The organism is Nodularia sp. LEGE 04288 (assembly GCF_963896525.1).
GTDB lineage: Bacteria > Cyanobacteriota > Cyanobacteriia > Cyanobacteriales > Nostocaceae > Nodularia.
Window position 1 is genome coordinate 1 of record NZ_CAWQOY010000144.1, and the last position, 18,456, is coordinate 18,456.

At 41.8% G+C, this 18,456-nt stretch carries 11 protein-coding genes; 6 read left to right on the top strand and 5 right to left on the bottom strand.

Annotated elements, in window-relative coordinates:
- The first annotated feature begins 104 nt into the window (after positions 1 to 104).
- Both AACX33_RS20570 and AACX33_RS20575 read left to right on the top strand, forming a co-directional pair.
- On the top strand, positions 105 to 1,946 hold the full coding sequence (locus AACX33_RS20570; RefSeq protein ID WP_194000564.1) for a tetratricopeptide repeat protein: 1,842 nt from the start codon (positions 105 to 107) through the stop codon (positions 1,944 to 1,946).
- 1,048 nt (positions 1,947 to 2,994) lie between these two features.
- Positions 2,995 to 6,972, top strand: a complete 3,978-nt coding sequence (locus AACX33_RS20575; protein WP_194000566.1) for a DUF4347 domain-containing protein — start codon at positions 2,995 to 2,997, stop codon at positions 6,970 to 6,972.
- Positions 6,973 to 7,091: 119 nt separating this feature from the next.
- On the opposite strand, the gene AACX33_RS20580 is transcribed toward AACX33_RS20575, so the two are convergent.
- Both AACX33_RS20580 and AACX33_RS20585 read right to left on the bottom strand, forming a co-directional pair.
- Positions 7,092 to 7,988: a succinate--CoA ligase subunit alpha gene (locus AACX33_RS20580; protein ID WP_194000568.1), complete on the bottom strand. Its 897-nt coding sequence runs from the start codon at positions 7,986 to 7,988 to the stop codon at positions 7,092 to 7,094.
- Positions 7,989 to 8,321: 333 nt separating this feature from the next.
- The gene (locus tag AACX33_RS20585) at positions 8,322 to 9,548 is read right to left on the bottom strand and encodes a succinate--CoA ligase subunit beta (protein ID WP_194000570.1); all 1,227 of its coding nucleotides are present in this window, start codon (positions 9,546 to 9,548) and stop codon (positions 8,322 to 8,324) included.
- 798 nt (positions 9,549 to 10,346) lie between these two features.
- Here AACX33_RS20585 and AACX33_RS20590 point away from each other — a divergent pair.
- From AACX33_RS20590 to surE, 3 genes are all read left to right on the top strand, one after another.
- Positions 10,347 to 12,044: a phage tail tape measure protein gene (locus AACX33_RS20590; protein WP_194000572.1), complete on the top strand. Its 1,698-nt coding sequence runs from the start codon at positions 10,347 to 10,349 to the stop codon at positions 12,042 to 12,044.
- Positions 12,045 to 12,254: 210 nt separating this feature from the next.
- The gene (locus AACX33_RS20595; RefSeq protein WP_194000574.1) at positions 12,255 to 12,989 is read left to right on the top strand and encodes a DUF1995 family protein; all 735 of its coding nucleotides are present in this window, start codon (positions 12,255 to 12,257) and stop codon (positions 12,987 to 12,989) included.
- 222 nt (positions 12,990 to 13,211) lie between these two features.
- Complete coding sequence (gene surE / locus AACX33_RS20600; protein ID WP_194000576.1) at positions 13,212 to 13,892, top strand: 5'/3'-nucleotidase SurE; 681 nt, start codon at positions 13,212 to 13,214, stop codon at positions 13,890 to 13,892.
- Positions 13,893 to 13,914: 22 nt separating this feature from the next.
- Here the strand turns inward: surE and AACX33_RS20605 are convergent, their stop codons facing one another.
- Positions 13,915 to 14,220 carry a hypothetical protein gene (locus AACX33_RS20605; RefSeq protein ID WP_194000578.1) on the bottom strand — a complete coding sequence of 102 codons (306 nt, stop codon included), beginning with the start codon at positions 14,218 to 14,220 and terminating at the stop codon, positions 13,915 to 13,917.
- Positions 14,221 to 14,619: 399 nt separating this feature from the next.
- On the opposite strand from AACX33_RS20605, the gene AACX33_RS20610 reads away from it, so the two are divergent.
- Positions 14,620 to 15,294 (top strand): sugar transferase, encoded by a 675-nt coding sequence (locus tag AACX33_RS20610; protein ID WP_194000580.1) that lies wholly within the window; start codon positions 14,620 to 14,622, stop codon positions 15,292 to 15,294.
- A gap of 84 nt (positions 15,295 to 15,378) precedes the next feature.
- Here the strand turns inward: AACX33_RS20610 and AACX33_RS20615 are convergent, their stop codons facing one another.
- The gene (locus AACX33_RS20615) at positions 15,379 to 17,130 is read right to left on the bottom strand and encodes an ABC transporter ATP-binding protein (RefSeq protein WP_194000582.1); all 1,752 of its coding nucleotides are present in this window, start codon (positions 17,128 to 17,130) and stop codon (positions 15,379 to 15,381) included.
- Positions 17,131 to 17,460: 330 nt separating this feature from the next.
- Positions 17,461 to 18,207, bottom strand: coding sequence for a hypothetical protein (locus AACX33_RS20620; RefSeq protein WP_194000584.1), 747 nt, complete (start codon positions 18,205 to 18,207; stop codon positions 17,461 to 17,463).
- Between the last annotated feature and the right edge of the window lie 249 nt (positions 18,208 to 18,456).

The window sequence follows — 18,456 nt, forward strand, 5'->3', positions numbered from 1 at the left end:
GGGGCAGGGTGCAGGGAGCAGGGGGGAAAGATTATGAATGACCAATGACTAATGACCAATGACTAATGCCCTAAAATGGAAATTGACGTTCCCTAGCCGCTACTGTGTCTGAATCTTTGCCAATCCGCGATCGCTATCTTGCTTTCATCGATGAAATTATTGAATCCACCCTCAAGGGCAAAATTAGCTCTGTAGAGATGGTGTACCAAATGCTGCAAAAAAATCTAATTTCCGGGACTGGGGAAGTCTTTGAATTAGTTTTGAGCGATCGCCTCAGTAGCATTCAAAGCCAAGTGGATGGTGAAACCGACGAACTCAAGCAAGCCAAAGCCAACCGGAAATTGAGAGCGATTAAAACCATTCAAAGCCAATGGCAAAGATATTCTCAGCAAAATCAAGCTACAGAAGCGATCGCCTCAGCCGTTAGAGAAATTACTACAGCTTCTACAGATGAACGTCTGACTATATTTTTACGTGTGATCGACCCCAATCAGAAGCACCCGCCGAATGTTCAACAACTACAACAGTTAGCCAAAGCTTTACAACAATTTGCTCAGGTAGATCCAGATTTACCAGAAATATCCCAAGGAATTACCCGTGGTTTAGCCACTTGGCAAAGACTACAAGAACACTTGGTCAGCTGGATGTATGAAAAAAATCAGCAATTGGGTTTTGGTGGCGTTCCCGGAGAAAGTGGCCCTTGGGCAACTTGGGCAAAGCAGATTAATAGTAATGTCCCCCAATCCCTGTTTCGCGCCTTAGCAATGGGAGAATCTGCCATTGAATTTGCCGAAAAACAAAGCAATATTACCCTGAGTGACTGGGTAGAAATAGCATTAATTTTACAATACCTGCAACGAGGTTTAGTCAACTGGTTCGACCAACAAGCCTACAACATCCAAGCCGGCTCAAAAATGTCAATTTCCACATTCTTGACCTTTGCAGTGATTTGGAGTCAGTTAGCCAGTGGTTTCCAGAGTAGAGCCGCATACAGTAATGGCTGTTCTCAAATTATGCTCCAGATTTTACGCACCTTTGCTCAACGTCCATATTTTCCGCTTTATGGCGGTATTTTCGCCTCTTTTGCCGGAAATTCTCTACGGGATGCCCTAGATTATCTCGATGAGCCATTGCGACGAGTAGAGGGAACCCAAGAAAAAGCCAGAATCCTTACACTGTTAGGCTATTCACAGCGTGCATTAGGGCAGTATCAGCGTTCTATCAACTTTCATCAGCAAGCTTTGGAGATAGCGAGAAACGCAGGCGATCGCCCCTGTGAAATTGCCAATCTCAACCACCTCAGCCGTACCTATGTACAAGAAAAAAATTATACTGAAGCGATTAATAATAGTCAACGCGCCTTAATGCTGAGTCGGCAAACAGGAGAACGCACAGCAGAAGCCAATGCCCTCGTAAACTTAGGTTACAGCGAAGTCATGCAGGCGCAAAAGCTGGAACAAGTAGAAACAGAAGTCTATGAAACAGCTATTAACTATTTAAAACAAGGGCTAAAGTTATCAGAACAATTAGGAGATATTCAAAGCCAAGCTTTATGTTTTAATAGTTTAGGAATTGCCTATCTAGTTATAGGTCAATCACAAGCAGCAATTCCCTATTTAGAAAATGGTTTTAAAACAGCCCAAGTATCCGGAGACTTATATCTTCAAGGGCGAAATTTAGCTTATTTATCAGAAGCTTATTATAACTTACAAAACTCAGAAAAAGCTATTTATACTGGTGGCTTAGGAATGTATCTGTTAGAGCAAATTGCTTCTAATGAATGGCGACAATCAGCAGGTTTACTGACAATTTTACAAGGACAAATGGGAGCCGAAGCTTTCCAAAGTTTATTACAGCAACATCGCCCGAAAATGATTGCGATTATTGGTGTAGATGGATATGATTACATTCCCAAATTATTGGAAATTTACAAAGAAAGTATTTGACATACTCTCCAGAATTCGATTCGGGTGATTCTGGGGTCAAACAGTAAATAGGTGGGCGTAAATAAAGTTAACTGGCGGGGGTCGTCATTTGTCCTTTGTCATTGGTCATTGGTAAGGGTTTCATGGGTGTTTACGAGTCGTAATATAGTTTGGTTTTTCCATACTCACCTACTTAATTGTAGGTATAGCCTGTCTTAAATCGCCTCAGAGGATGTTTGAAAAGTCTAATTTAGGGAACACCAAAAAATAAATTACCCAATGTAGTGGCGTGGCAAGCTTAAAATAGTGCATTAGAGAAAAAGCTGAAAACATCGATTCATCTCAATTTTCTCAAAAATATATTGCAACATTTTAGCCTTGCCACGCTAGTAGGGTGGGTTAGCGCAGCGTAACCCACCATTATCCTTAAGTTTCTGGTGGGTTACGGACTAATTGTTCTCAGTATTTCCTGATCTTGAGATAGTTTAGTTTTTTCGTGCCTACCTACTTATCTTTTACCACTTCTTTTAAAATACAAGGTTGGTTTGACATCAGGAAACCCAACAACATTTGCCAAGTTTTGTTGAGTAATACCTACGTACTGCTCTCGTCAGGGATACGTTCCAAATCTTTGGGGAAGCAACCTTTAATATGACCCAGCAACAATGGGTTTTGTCTCAGCGAAATTACGGTTTTCTATCTTAGTCAAATATATTACTATCTTATTTATACTTCAACTTGTTTGTATAACGACTAGCGCTATTTCATGACTCTGATGAAGAAGAAAATGTCAGTTGGGTTGTAGCTTACTTCCCTGTAGGGGTACAAACTGAAACCTCACAAAACCAAGGTTTTCGGTGTTATTTTATGCCCTCTGCACACTATGTGAACGTACCATTGCTCCGCAACCCTGACGCGAACAACTCAACCTACTCCTAAATTTATAAAAGCCTAGAAATATACAGGTTTCTAATTTTTATTTAAAGAGATTAATAGAAAAGCGCTAGTAAAAATTAGTTTCAATGCAATAGGAAATTACATTATTTTATCAGGTGAAAAAATTATCAAAATGTTAAATAAATCTTTGTTCTCGCAAACAAATACAGTTGTCTTTATTGATTCCTCTGTTCCCGACTACAAAACCCTACAGAACGGAATTCTTGAGGGAGCGAAAACATTTATTCTTTCACGAGAAAGAGACGGGATTGCAGAAATTACAGAACTCTTACAACAAAATTCCCAAATTACCACCTTACATATCATTTCTCACGGTTCTCCAAAATCTTTGTATTTAGGTAATACGCAACTGAGTTTGGATAATTTACAGAATTATCAATCACTAACTACAACTTGGAATGTTGAGTCGATTCTGCTTCATAACAGCAACAGCAGTATCAATACTAGATATAGCACAGGCGATCGCATAGCTTATGTAGGGCTAATCGGCAAACCCACCAGCACCAATAAAATTAATCTATCAGATACTTTAATTACAACTTCCACACCAGAAGCGGGAAGTGCTGTTCTGCCAGAAATCAATCAGACAGATATACGTAGAGATGAAAAGGCGATTTTTGCTAGATTTTCACTAGCGAATAACGTAACTGAACGAGAAATCACATCTGTGCAGCCGAATATCAACCAAGCTGTAGACCCTGTTATCCCTACAACACATCCACGCATTTTAGGGTGTAGCTGCTCATCTTGTGCGCGTCCTTTAGTGGATCTAAATCGCATCAATAATGAACCCCAACAGTTAACAGCACCTGTATCAGCAGCTTTAGATTTATCCCAAACTTTCTTCCTAAACAGCCTAGCAGGAGCCAACCAGACAATTTATTTAGATTTCAATGGGCATACCACCTCTGGTACTGCATGGAATCAAAACTTTACAAATGGGGCTAATATTGTTACCCCTGCCTTTGACTTAGATGGCAATCCAGCCTCCTTTAGCTCGACTGAACTGGAAAGAATTCAGTATATTTGGCAGCGTGTCGCTGAAGATTTTATCCCCTTTAATGTTAATGTCACAACCCAAGCACCAACAGATATTAACGATCTGATTAAGAGTGGTGCTAACGATACTCGTTGGGGTGTGCGTGCTGTTATTGGTGGTAGCGGCTTGGACTGGATTGGTCAGAGATTATCAGGAATCGCCTACTTTGGTTCTTTCAATTGGAATACTGATACTCCCACTTTTATGTTTAGTGAGGATATGTCCGAACAGGAGAAACCTACGGCTGAGACTATCTCCCATGAAGTAGGTCATACTCTAGGACTTAGCCATGATGGACGTATTAGCCCATCTGAGGAATACTACTATGGACATGGTAGCGGTGACACAGGCTGGGCACCAATTATGGGATTCTCCGACTTCCAGAACGTAACCCAGTGGAGCAAAGGCCAGTATGCTTCCGCTAAGAATACTGAAGATGATTTGCAAATTATTACGACCCAAAATGGTTTTGGCTACCGAACAGATGATACTGGGAATACAATTGCTACAGCAAAGGCATTAACCGTTTCTGGTACAACTTTCAGTGGTAGTGGCATCATCGAACGTAATACAGATATTGATTTCTATAGTTTTTATACTGGTGCTGGTGCAATTAGCTTAACCGTGAATCCCTTTACTCGCGGACCAAACCTAGATATTTTAGCAGAGCTATACAATTCTGTTGGTACATTACTTGTATCCTCCAATCCAACAGAGTCCCTATTTGCAATTATCGACACAAGTGTGGATGCTGGAACGTATTACCTCAAAATTGATGGTGTAGGTAAAGGAAATCCTCTTGGTACTGGCTACACAGATTATGGCAGTTTAGGTCAATATTTTATCAGTGGTAATATTGCCGCTAGTATTACTGAACCCCCTGTAGTCACCCCTACCAGCACCGCTTTATCCTACATTGAGAATGCGACTACAATTATTGACCCAGCTATCACCGTCAGTGATGTCGATTCACCTAACCTAGCTAGCGCTACCGTCAGGATTACTTCTGGCTTCGTTTCTAGTCAAGATATCCTCAGTTTTACGAATCAAAACGGAATTACAGGCAATTACAACAACAGTATAGGGGTTTTAACCTTAACTGGTGCGGCTACAGTTGCTAATTACCAAACCGCTTTACGTTCCATTACCTATACCAACAGCAGCGATAGCCCAAATACTACACCTCGCACTATCAGTTTTCAAGTTAATGATGGTGGTTTAAACAGTACCACTGTTAACCGTAATATCAACGTGACTGCGGTTAACGATGCTCCCACAAATCTCAATCTGAGTAATAACGCCGTTGCGGACAATCAAGCTGTTGGTACAATAATTGGTAATCTCAGCACCACAGATCCCGATATTGGTGACTCCTTTACCTATAGTCTAGTGACAGGTACAGGTGCAACTGATAACGCATCTTTTACTATCAGTGGCAATCAACTGCAAACAAACGCCATTTTCAACTATGCAACCAAAAATATCTACAGCGTTCTAGTTCGCACCACTGACCAAGGTGGCTTATCCTATGATCGACAGTTCACGATTAATATCAATCCCAACAACCAAGATAACGTCGTCACAGGAACAGCAAATAACGAAAACTTCACCACCACAGCCCAAAAAGATATCATAAACGCTCAAGGTGGAAATGACACCATCACTAGCACCTTTGATAATTTACAACAAAACGATACTTTGAACGGTGGTACAGAAATTGATACTCTGATTATTACCGGAGGAACTAGTGCCAATGCCATTACTATTAATAGCAATAATGCTAATCAATTTAATATTCCTGGTACAACCATCATCGGATTTGAACGCTTTGATTTAAGTGGATTTACTGGTAAAATCAGTTTTGTAGGTAATAGCGGTGATGATTGGATTCAAGCAGGTGCAGGAAACGATAATTTAACCGGTGGTAATGGTAATGATTACCTGAACGGCGGAACAGGTGCAGATACCATGATTGGTGGTGCTGGTAATGATTTCTACTATGTTGATAATGTGGGAGATAAAATCACAGAAAATTTTGGTCAGGGAACTGATACTGCTTTCAGCACTATTAGTTACACATTAGGAAATAACTTAGAAAACCTGACTTTAGAAGGCACATCTGCTATCAATGGTACTGGTAATAGTTTAAATAATATTCTCATAGGTAACAGTGGGAATAATGTCCTCAATGGTCAAGCAGGTGCAGATACCATGATTGGGGGTGAGGGTAATGATTCCTACTATGTTAATAATGCAGGAGATACGATCACAGAAATTGCTGATCAGGGAACTGATACTGTTTTCAGCACTATTAGTTACACATTAGAAAATCACGTAGAAAACCTAACTTTAGAAGGCACATCTGCTATCAATGGTACTGGTAATGACCTCAATAATATCCTCACAGGTAACAGTCGTAATAATGTCCTCAATGGTCAAGCAGGTGCAGATACCATGATTGGTGGTGCTGGTAATGATTCCTACTATGTTGATTATGTCGGAGATACCATCATAGAATTGGCTGGTCAGGGAACTGATAATGTTTTCAGCACTATTAGTTACACATTGGAAAATAACCTAGAAAACCTGACTTTAGAAGGCACATCTGCTATCAATGGTACTGGTAATGACCTGATTAATATCCTCACAGGTAACGCCGCAGCTAACACTCTAACAGGTGATGCAGGTGCAGATACACTCATTGGTAATGCAGGTGCAGATACTCTCATTGGTGGAACTGGTAATGATAAACTCTATTTGGGTTTGAATGATGGTGCGGTAGATATTGTCAATTATGCTTTGAATGATGGTGCAGATACGGTTTATCAGTTTGTGCGTGGTGCCGGTGGTGATCAAATCCAATTTACAGGCATTCCGAATATTGATGTGGTGAGATCATTTAGTAATACTTTACTGCGTTTGGGTGATGGTATTGCTGGTAATAGTGGTTTTGGAAGTGGTCAGTTATTAGTGACATTATCCGCGACAACTGGCTTTATTGGTGCTGATGTGAATGTTAACTTGTTTGGTGCTAATTTCTTGTTTACGTGAGTTCGATGGATATTGTTTGAGGACGAAACCCCTATCCATGATTTATGTAGGGGTTTAGCCTGGTTCAAGGCATCATGTCAATAACCTCAAAGATAGTCGCATTAATACCTGCTGATTAACTACGAACTTTTAACTAATTTAATTCCCTTTTTTACCAGTTCTGGAATTAGAGAAGGACGTTCCGCGACTGGAATTTTTGCTTCTTTAAAAGCAGCTAATTTACTTTGTGCTGTGCCAAAATTAGGGTCACGTCCGATAACTGTGGCTAAAGTCCCGCTTTGTCGCCAATTTTTGGCGGCTGGTGCGTGTCTACCGGCAATATAGGCAATTACTGGTTTATCAATGGCTTCAGTAATGTACCGCGCTGCGGCTTCTTCACTATCACCGCCTGGTTGACCGACTAAAACGATCGCTTCTGTGGTTTCATCTTCATCGAGAATTTGCAGCCATTGCAGAAATGATGAACCAACGATCGCATCACTACCAATACTGACACTAATTGATTGCCCTAAACCAGCTTTGGTTAATTCCCACGCCACTTCATAAGTCAGGGTACTACTACGGCTCACAATCCCCACAGGGCCAGGTGTATACAATTCGCTCGGTTGAGTCCCCAAGAGGATTTTTCCCGGTACAATAATTCCGGGACTGTTCGGCCCTACTATCAAAGTTTCACCGGCTTCGGCTTTGCGAAGTAATTTCACCATATCCAACGGTGGTACACCACCAGTAATGATGATAATCTGGCTGATATTGCAGGCGATCGCTTCTAATGCTGCATCTAAAACTTGGTATGGGTGTACGCAGATAATCGCTGTGTCAATTACGCCAAATTTCGCCACTACCTCTTCCACCAAGTCGAATACTGGCAGATTGTAGCGTTGCTGTCCACCACATCCGGGATTGACACCAGCAACCAAATTTGTACCATAAGCTTTCATTTGAGCAATATGAGTTGCTGTGATAAATTCAGAAAAGCCCTGGATTAATACTTTGCTGTCTGGTGTTAGGTTCATAAAACGTTTTGGTAGATGGAGCAAATTACGGAATAAGTTTATTATTACGTATGAGGATTAGTATCCTCTTAATATTCCTTGTTGCTTGGCTTTGCCTTCAGCTTGACGAAATATCTATAATCCTACGGCAAAATATACTGCGCCATTGATGAAAGCGATTAATAACTTGGTTAAATTCAAACCTTGACGCAGTAATTCAGCACCAGGAGTCATGGGAAGCAATGGTGCCAAAATTCTTGCTGATCCTGTCCAACTTTCGGAGGGTATGGTCAGTAAAATGCTGCTAATGTTTTCATGAACAACTACTTTGTTGGGAAAATTTGAAAAATTGGCTCAAACTTTTTTGTAAGCAGTTGGCTTGGCCAGACGAACAGCTTCTGCGACCGCTTCATCTAAATTTTCTACTACTATCAAAGCATCAGTTTGAGTGTTTAAGGTAGCTAAAACATTCTGAGCAACATTGAACTCAGAACCAGCAATCCGGACAACCAATCGCGGAAAATGAGACTCTCGGCGAGTTCTGCTGCTAACTCTTATAGTCTGAGATTTGATTTCGTGGTGGTCTTGCTGGACAAAATTGCTAATGATGTCCGACACTTCCTCAGTCTGAGGGACACTACCAAGAAGGTTAAGCAGTATGACTTGAATGCTTTTGTCAGCGGCTAAAATGTTCAAACCTTTGGCGAGGCGATCGCAAAAAGTCGTCGGCGACACATCTGTGAGGAAAGCATGGCGCAAATTCAGACAACTACCTGGTTTACCACCTGCACTGGTGACTAAATCTAAGGTAGCCATCATGGAACCAGTACCATTACCCAAGATGCCAATTTTACCGTGTAATTCTAAACCATCCCAATCGCCTAAATGACCGTTGATTGAACTTCTGCTATGACGGTTAGCTATTTTTACGGCGATCTCTGCTAAGTCTGGATGGCGGCCAATGGCGCGTTCGTTGATACTGACTTTACCATTGAGAGCCATAACTTGACCTGACGCACTCACGGCCAAGGGATTAATTTCCACCAAGTCTAAATCTTTCTGCACAAACAACTGATACATCTTCTCGACAACCGAGCTAACAGACTGCATTAATGTACCTTGCAAACCCATTTTTAACGCCAGTCGCCGGGCATAGAAAGGAGAAAATTCTTGTTCAACAACAACGTGATGCATTTTCTCTCCTGCGGATTCCCAATCAATATCGGGTTCTGTGCAGCCTAGAAGCACTGGTCGGCAGACAGCTGTATCTAAAACTACTGCTAGATAAAATTCTTTTTGACCGACATACTTAGATTCTGCCAGTAAAACTTCCGGTAACTCGCCCCAAATCGGCAAATTAAAGATATTTTGTGCCGCTGCGATCGCATCAATGGTGGTTTCGACAAACCTAACTCCGCCTGCTTTGGCTCTTTCGCCTGCATAGACCTGCGACTTGAGTACAATCGGATAGCGAATTTTTAACCGTTTCAAATCTGTAGGATGGTCAATTCGTTGGGAAGGCAAGACGGGAATGCCTATTTTCCCAAACCATTCTTTAACTTGATACTCTAATAAATCCATTTACTTGCACCTTGTATTTACACTTCCAAAAGGATTTCTCTGGTGCTGTTTTTAACTTTTTTTAGCACGATGATTACACAATTGAGTTTTCTGCGTCTATAATAAATAATTTATTTTTTATGTATTAATTCTATCGAATTCGGTAAAGGATGCAAATTAGTTTCGCGGATGAAAAAACGACTACTATAATTACTAAAACTTATTAATATCATCCGTAAGTTTGCCAGCATATAACAAAACCAGCATTCATGTCAAAAAAAATTGATACATTCTTTTTTCTCACCTCAGACGTGCTGGAGACGCTTTTGTGGCCGCAGCTTGCAGCTAGCACTTGAACTGGCTTCAGTTTGGGCTTTACCGAAGAGGGAGTGGGGAATGGGGGAAGAAGCAGGGGAGCGGGGTGCAGGGTGCAAGGGGGAGTTTGAAACATAATTGCACTTATAGCAACCGCCAAGGAGGTTAAGACCTAAACGGATAAGTAGGTCGGCGTAAATAAAGTTAACTGGCTAGGGTCGTAATTGGTCATTAGTCACATTGGGAAGTCACAATTTTTCCCCCCTGCTCCCTGCTCCCTGCACCCCTGCCCCTTTCGTCTTTTTTAACCCGTATTCACCATGTGAATAATTATCAAAATGTAACAATTTGCTAAAAAATCATAATTTGTGCTAAAAAGTTGGTCTATTTGATTTTCTGATTGTAGTTAATGAAACTGTGCATCTACATTTCATCAACGTAAATCCTTGATTTTCAGCTTTCCCAGATCAACACAACAATATAGAAAATCAGCAGTAACTCTCTATGAAAGTAGCAGTTCAGCCGGAAGACTTACAAGTTTTAACTAGAACGTTGCAGGAAAAACTTCTTGCAGAAGTCCCCTCTGGTGAAGTCTTCCAAATTAAGTGTGCTGTCAAAAACAAAGAGTTAATGGTTTTAACTCAACATCCAGTTGGTGTGACTGTTGACACTGAATATCTTTTCTTCGTGCTGTCAGAAGCACTCCACTCCTCACCAACCGACCGGGAACAGCGCGTACAGTGCTTTATCAGAATATTTGGGGAAGAACTTCCTTATGCTAGACGTTCTTTGATGATCAAGCAAAAGAAGGAAATGAGGCGAGCAATACCTCTTTCATCTTCTCTAACCTATACTCCATCTATCATCGAGAATGAACCAGAAGCAGCTTTTGATCCTTTCATAGATACACCAGATTTGTTGACTACCCAGTCACACCGCCCCGTGAAATCTCTACTGATAGGGATAACTTTGGTGGGAATTTGTGTGTTTGGTAGTGGCGTTTATTTGGTAACTCGTCCTTGTGTGATGTCTGAGTGCAAAGAACTCCAAACTGCTCAACAATTGAACGGGGAATTTAGACAACGGATGCGTGATGCTAATTCCGCAAATCAATTAATTGCTGCACAACAGCAACTAATAACAGCCAGTACCGACCTGTCAATTATTCCCCATTGGTCACCGCGCTACCAACAAGCCCAGGAGTTAAAAGCTCGTTTGTCTATGCAGTCAGACGAAATTAACCAGGTGGTAATGGCTTTACAGGCGGGTGACATGGCAGAGACAAAAACTCAAAGAACGGCAAATAGTCTTGAAGAATTACAAGATATACAATATTCATGGCGAGGGGCGATCGCACCTTTGGAGGCTGTATCCTCTAGTAGTGAACTCTATGAGCTAGTACAACCGAGATTATCAAAATATCGTGTGAGTTTACAAGCTGTAAATCAGCAGTTACTTGCCCAAGAACAATGGCTAAAAAAACTCAATGATGCCAAGGCTGTAGTCATTGTCGCCCAAGAGCGTGAAGCCAATGCTAAATCCTTAAATGACTGGCAAAAGTCACAGACTACGTGGCAAGTAGTAATTAATGCTTTGAATATTATTCCCCCTACTAGCCCAGCCTACCCAGAAGCACAAAAACTGTTATTAGAGTATAAACCTCGACTAGCAAGGACACGCGATCGCGCCACCACAGAACAATTAGCAGCTAGAAGTTATCAACAAGCCATCAGCACAGCCAATCAAGCCCAAACATATGAGCAAAAAAACCAGTGGCACGTAGCAGTGACATACTGGAGTCAGGCTTTACAGAATGCTCAACAAACTTCTCAAGATAGTGTTTACTACAATCAATCTCAGAGTCTGATTGAACCTTACTCCACCGCCCTCAAACAAGCACAAGCAAAGCTTCAAGTCAATATTAATTTGCAACAAGTTCGTAATGACCTAGAGCAAACTTGTTCTAGAGAAATTCGGATTTGCACTTTTACGATCAATAACACCGGAATTGCTGTCTCGCTCACTCCTGAGTATGAACAAATGCTACAGACAACATTATCTGAAGCCGACCTTCAGACTCCAAATTATTGGCAAATTTTACAAGAGACTTTAGGCGTAATTGGTAATCATGTGAATCTGCCAGTATTTATTTACGATACCCAAGGTCAAGGATTATATACCCATCTACCGCAAGGGTCTTGAGCGAATGGCATTTAGGCGGAGTCAAACAATTTGAGATTTGGGTTCGACCCCAGAGATAAATCTAGGGCTGGATAGCGTTTGCGTAGCGTATCGTAGAGCAGCGTTAGGGAGTAATCGAACGTCGAATTTTAGATTTGGCTTTCGTCTGTGTGTTGCTGTTGCCAAAAAGACTGAAACAATGGAAGTATAAGCCCGATTCAAATATAAACTATGCCTGAACTTCCCAATAGTCTAGAACAAGCGATCGCCCAATCTCGCATAGCTACCCAAGCAGCCCTTGCAGATGGTTACACTCGCTTACAAGTTGATTTCCTGTTCCCAGAACTGAAACTGATGCCGGTAGCAGAACAATTTTTGCCCCTGTTTGCCGAATATGATTCCCGCCTGAAAATTTTCTTTCCTGACGCTGGTGGTGCAGCCCTAGCTATCCGTGATTGGGCAGGTACACCATTTAAAATTTTGGATATCGGCACAGGGAGGGCGGCTTCCCTACAGTCGAAAATTCAGCCAGAGGACGAAATTTTCTTATTTATTGCCCCAACTTCTATAGAAGTTCCCCAAGTGGAAAAGCTATGTGAAAATATAGGCGATCGCCCTTTTGTGATGTTAAATCCCCGCCTGGAAGATTCTGGGGTTGTGGGTATTGGCTATACAGCCAGACAAACCCGCCAGCGTTTCATTAGTACTCTGGAATCTTGTTACTACCTGCGTCCTGTAGATGATACAACGGCTGTATTTCGCTGCTATCCCGGATTATGGGAAGTATGGGTAGAAACAAACGGCAAGTATGAAAAAGTTACCGAATTACCGACAAGGCCAACAGGTGATGAGTTGGATCTGATTGTCATGCAAGGACAACCACAAACAGGTAAAGATGCTACACCAGGGAAAAAGCCCAGTGTTTTCAAGAGTTTGCAACGTTTTTTCAAAGCGTTGAGTAGCTAACTGCAATCCCAGAACAATTAACCACAGATAAACACAGATCAGAGAAATCAAGTACACATCTTCATACTATAAATCTTGTGGGGTGAGCATCCTGCCCTTTTGTCCCGAAATTAGATGAAATATCCTCTATTTGTGTCTATCTGTGGTTTAAATTCACTTTTGCTAAAGTTCTCAAGCACACAGCACAATTGTATTGATGTTTTTTATGTAAATGGGCTATATATGACCATAATGTTGACCAATGATGACGGGATTGACGCTCCCGGTATTCAAGCCCTGTTTCAGGCTATAAATGGTAAAAAAACAATTATTGCCGCCCCTAAAGACCATCAATCTGGATGTGGGCATCAAGTCACTACAACTCGTGCGATTAATCTCCAACGGCGTTCTGAAAGTGAGTATGCGATTGCCGGGACTCCCGCCGATTGTGTGAGAATCGCCACCACCCAAATTTGCCCAGATATTAAATTTGTGCTTTCAGGGATTAATGCTGGGGGAAACTTGGGAGTAGATGCGTATATTTCCGGTACTGTGGCGGCTGTGCGCGAAGCTGCGACACAAAATATTCCCGGAATTGCGATTTCTCAATATCGCAAAGGTAAGCAAACTCTGGATTGGGATCTAGCTGCTAAGTTGACTGCTGAAGTTTTAGCTGACTTATTCCCGCGTTTCTTAGAACCTGGAAGCTTCTGGAATGTGAATTTGCCACATCTGCAACCAGGGGATGCCGATCCTCAGATCGTGTTTTGCCAACCCTGTACTAAACCTTTACCGATTAACTATCGCATTGACGGCGACGATTTTTATTATGTGGGGGAATATGGCAAACGCTATCGCACTCCTGGCAGTGATGTTGATGTCTGTTTTTCCGGTAATATCGCCGTAACTCAGTTAAAGGTTTAGTTCGTAATTGCAGGTGCTGGCTTTACACTGTGCTTTGTGATCCTTGAATTAATAACGTCAGCCTATTTAAAGTTTGGGTGAGTTGGGTGATTTGTTGCCGTGAATCTTCCTGAGATTCAGCCAGGCTCTGGACAGCATCACATAATGCAAAAATTTGGTATCCTTGTTGCTCCACCTGCTTTCCCTGTGCTTCAACTTGCACACTGAGATTTTCTAATCCTTCAGCGAGCTGTTCAATTGTCTCAGTCGTTGAGAGGACAGCTTCCCCAATTTGTTCAAGAATGGATTCCACTCGACTCATTTTAACCTGGACACCAGATGAAATCATTTATTTACCATCCTTGAATATAGGGTCGCTGATCATCCTGGAATATTTGAATAAATATAGCTCTTATAATATTGACGATTTTGTTGTTTCATGCTTCCATCAAAGGATAGAGGCATTTTTAGTCAATGCTTTTTATTTTGGGGAATTTGCTGATTCATTCTTGCCCCTTGACATCCCAATTATGTGTGCAATCTTTAAGACATATTGCTTTTGATTACCCATTTCCTCTAAGCTATATTAGCTACATTTATCTTATCTTTATAAAACCTCATATTAACTAGGTTTTGATGAAGATCCAGTAAACATAACGGAAACAGGGATTGATTGTACTAAAACAAAGTTTATATTCAGATAGATGATCAGTAATTATACTTCATTATTTTAATATTCGGCTAGAAAATGTACCATACACCCATAAGAAGCGTTTTGCAAGGTACTTATAAAGCTTGGGAGTTGGAATTTACTCCCCACTCCTCTGTAGAGTCTAAATTCAAACGTACTTTGGACATCGTAGGAAGCTTGGTGGGGCTGTTAATTCTAGCTATTGTGTTTGTCCCAATAGCGATCGCGATTAAGATTGACAATCCAGGGCCAATTTTCTTCACACAAGAAAGATATGGACTCCAGGGAAATACCTTTCGGATTTGGAAATTCCGTTCAATGGTTAGTGATGCGGAAAAACTCAAATCTCTGGTGAACAACGAAGCCAAAGGACTGATCTTTAAAAATAAAAATGACTTCCGAGTCACGAAGGTAGGACGTTGCTTGCGAAGGACGAGTTTGGATGAACTACCTCAGTTTTGGAATGTCCTCATCGGTGAAATGAGTTTAGTGGGAACTCGTCCGCCCACTCATGATGAAGTCATAAAATATACCCCCCGTCACTGGCAACGTTTAAATGTCAAGCCAGGGCTAACTGGTGAATGGCAAGTTAACGGTCGTTCTCAGGTGGATGATTTTGAACAAATCGTTGATTTAGACCTGGGATACCAAAAAAAATGGCATCCACTGTATGATTTGATATTGATTGTGAAAACTGTCTATGTCATCTTTAGGCGCATTGGAGCTTGGTAAATGCAGTGAAAAAGAATGTAGAGACAATTTATCTGTAGTCTCTACAAGGGTTATGGAACAAGCAAATTTGATTTTTTGGGATGTCTATCGCAGTAACTCTTCCACTTGATGCTGACTCCACAAAGTTCTATAAAGACCCTCTGTTTGCAATAATTCTAAATGTTTGCCTATCTGGACAATGTGGCCTTTATCCATCACAAAAATTCGGTCAGCAGCAGCAGCAGCAGATAGCTGATGAGTAATAAAAATTATGGTTTTGCGCCTCGAACCACTGCCAAGATTATTGAGAATTTGTGTGGCGGTTTGATTATCCACACTAGAAAGAGCATCATCCAAAATTAATATTGGGGCTTCTACCAGCATCGCCCTAGCCAAGGCTGTACGTTGTCGTTGACCACCAGACAGAGTGATGCCGCGTTCGCCAACAATGGTTTCATATTGATGGGGAAAATTGCTAATTTCGGCATCAATTTGAGCTAGTTTGGCTACATACTCTACATCTTGTAGCTCACTAACTGGGTCACCGTAGCGGATATTATTCTTAATTGTAGTGCTAAACAAAAAGCTATCTTGAGGAACGTAAGCGATCGCTTGACGTAAATCTGTCAATGATATCTTGGTAATATCCCAACCATCCAGAAACAATTGCCCTGGTGCAATATCTAACAAACGCGGTAAAGCATTGGCCAAAGTTGATTTACCAGAACCAATAGCCCCGACAATAGAGACTGTTTCCCCAGGGAAAATCGTAAAGTTGACATTTTCTAAAGCCGAAGTAGTCGCACCGGGATAAGTGTAGCTGAGATTTTCGGCTGTGAGTTTTCCTTGAACGTCAACCAAAGGCAAATGTACAGTATCCGCTTCGTCTTGAATCTTCGGTGTGACAGAAAGAATCGACTCCAAGCGGTCAATACTCACTTCACCACGTTGATAAGCTGTAATTGTGAAACCTAATAAAGCTGTGGGGAAAACTAGACGTTCTACATAAATTAGTAGCGCCAAAAAATCTCCAACAGCCAGGGTTCCAGTGGATATTTGTGTCGCCCCCAGCCAGATAATTACCAGAGAACTGAGATTAGCTAAACCACCAATTAAAGGAAACAGGATATTTCGGCTTTTAGCCAGTTGTAGGTTAGCCGCCAATAGCTGCTGATTCTTGTGAGCAAAAGCTCGACGCTCATTTTCTTCTTGGGCGTAGATTTTAATTAGCGCCATACCGCTGACATCTTCTTGAATGAGTTCACTGATGTCAGATAGTTCCTCTTGGACTACAGCTTGCTCTTTGCGGAGGCGATTGCTAAACAGATGCACTAACAAGAACATGAAGGGATACACAGCCAAAGAAGCTAGTGTCAGATTCACACTAATTGTCAGCATCACTGGTAACGTCAGAGCATAGGCAAATAGAGTATTTGCCAAACTCAGGACAGCAAAACCCACCAACCGCTTGACATTTTCCACATCACTGGTAGCACGATTAATTAAATCTCCAGCAGTGTTAATGGCAAAATAACCAGGCTCCAGCTTGAGTAAATGTTCAAAAATACGTTGTTTCAGGTCAAATTCTACCTGTCTTCCTACCCCAAACAGCCAGATGCGGGAAGCCATACGGATCAGCCACATCGCCGAACTGAGCAAGACAATCGGCACTACGTAAGATAATATGCTGTTGAAATTAAAGCTGGCCGAAAGTTGGTCAACGGCTGAACGAATCAACCAGGGGATATAAACACCCAGCCCATTGACAGATAATAAAGCGAGAATGCCTAATGTCGTTTCCCGCCAATGGGGGCGTAAATAAGCACCGAGTTTAGCAAGTCGTCGAGATTCTGCCATTAAAGCGATATTGCAACTTAATCATCTGAGGTATAACTGCTGATCAGTCTGGATTTGGTGACGACGCTCACCGCTACAAGCAATGTAGCGGGAGTATCCCGGAGTTTTATAGGGGAATTTCAGCAGTTCGCCCTATCTTACTTTAACTAATAGGGAAGCCCATATAGCAGCAAGTTGTCAATGTTTTTGAGATTCAACCACAGCAGCAGATAGATGAACACCGATCAAACATCTGTGTAGCCTACGGCAAGCCGCTAACGCGTCTACATCTGTGGTTGATTTTTCAGATGCGTATTTGGGACAGTCGTCTCAACTGTTAATGTAACTTTTTTAGTTAGGTGTCCGGTTACCACGTAGGAAAAAGTAAATCTGGTTCAGATAACTTTCCCATACTTGGGTTGTGAGTTGCAGAGTTTCTGCACTGGGTACAAAGTCTTCAATTCGCAATCCGCGATTGGCAATGTCTTGAGGAGGAGTTTGGGATAGGTAAGGTGGAACTTTCACACCCAAAGAATTGAATGCTATAGTTGCACGACCCTGTTGTTGATTCAGCAAGATACTATTGCCCACAACATCGGAAATGAGCGTGGGCGTAGTTGCTGGTCCCAATGCCACAAGCGCTTCTGGGTAGGAACTGTCAGGTCTGAGAGACGACACCAGCCAATCATCCTGAATCATTTGCTGTGTTGCTAAGTTGGTATCACCCACCATTGCTATGGGTACCCTGACCAGAAAGTAAGCGATCGCAGGTGTACTGGACAACAGTAAAATGGTCAAAGACCAACCGACCAAATAACCACCTGGTTGTTCTATCCCGCCGCCCTTAATCTTCTGAGCCGCCAACATCATCAGCAACACCGAAGCTCCCAGAGGTTTGAGCGGAAATGATACAACTCTCCATAAAGATGCCACAGCCGGTTCATTAGGGTTAATAAACGACAAAGCTAGGACAAACAACACAATCGCTAAAATTAATCTCCCGACAAAGGTTCCTTTTGGATAAAATCTCTGAAACAGAGAGTATATAACAGTGCCAATCAGCAGCCACAGCAGGACTCGGCTTAGTAATAGAAACATAGATTAACTCTCAAATTTTATTGTGCTGTGAGCCAGTTTAAAACAGGAGTTTCCCCCATGAGCAACTGACACACCCGTAAGCATCAGCCTAGAGATTGGTGGCAGAAGATGTATTTTCTCGTCAAATTGTAATCGCACTATTACTTGAGAGCAAATACCTCCCGCCCAAGAGCAAAGACTACCGTCGTAGTGATTTTAGTGCAATTTTTTGACTCTGCGTCTATTATTTCTCATGTTTCGGATGAGTAA

Excerpts from the sequence above, each read along its gene's own strand:
- AACX33_RS20605 (WP_194000578.1), bottom strand. The coding sequence starts at position 14,220 with ATGATTTCATCTGGTGTCCAGGTTAAAATGAGTCGAGTGGAATCCATT.
- AACX33_RS20620 (WP_194000584.1), bottom strand. The coding sequence starts at position 18,207 with ATGTTTCTATTACTAAGCCGAGTCCTGCTGTGGCTGCTGATTGGCACT.
- AACX33_RS20610 (WP_194000580.1), top strand. The coding sequence starts at position 14,620 with ATGTACCATACACCCATAAGAAGCGTTTTGCAAGGTACTTATAAAGCT.
- AACX33_RS20615 (WP_194000582.1), bottom strand. The coding sequence starts at position 17,130 with ATGGCAGAATCTCGACGACTTGCTAAACTCGGTGCTTATTTACGCCCC.
- surE (WP_194000576.1), top strand. The coding sequence starts at position 13,212 with ATGACCATAATGTTGACCAATGATGACGGGATTGACGCTCCCGGTATT.
- AACX33_RS20595 (WP_194000574.1), top strand. The coding sequence starts at position 12,255 with ATGCCTGAACTTCCCAATAGTCTAGAACAAGCGATCGCCCAATCTCGC.
- AACX33_RS20580 (WP_194000568.1), bottom strand. The coding sequence starts at position 7,988 with ATGAACCTAACACCAGACAGCAAAGTATTAATCCAGGGCTTTTCTGAA.
- AACX33_RS20590 (WP_194000572.1), top strand. The coding sequence starts at position 10,347 with ATGAAAGTAGCAGTTCAGCCGGAAGACTTACAAGTTTTAACTAGAACG.
- AACX33_RS20575 (WP_194000566.1), top strand. The coding sequence starts at position 2,995 with ATGTTAAATAAATCTTTGTTCTCGCAAACAAATACAGTTGTCTTTATT.
- AACX33_RS20585 (WP_194000570.1), bottom strand. The coding sequence starts at position 9,548 with ATGGATTTATTAGAGTATCAAGTTAAAGAATGGTTTGGGAAAATAGGC.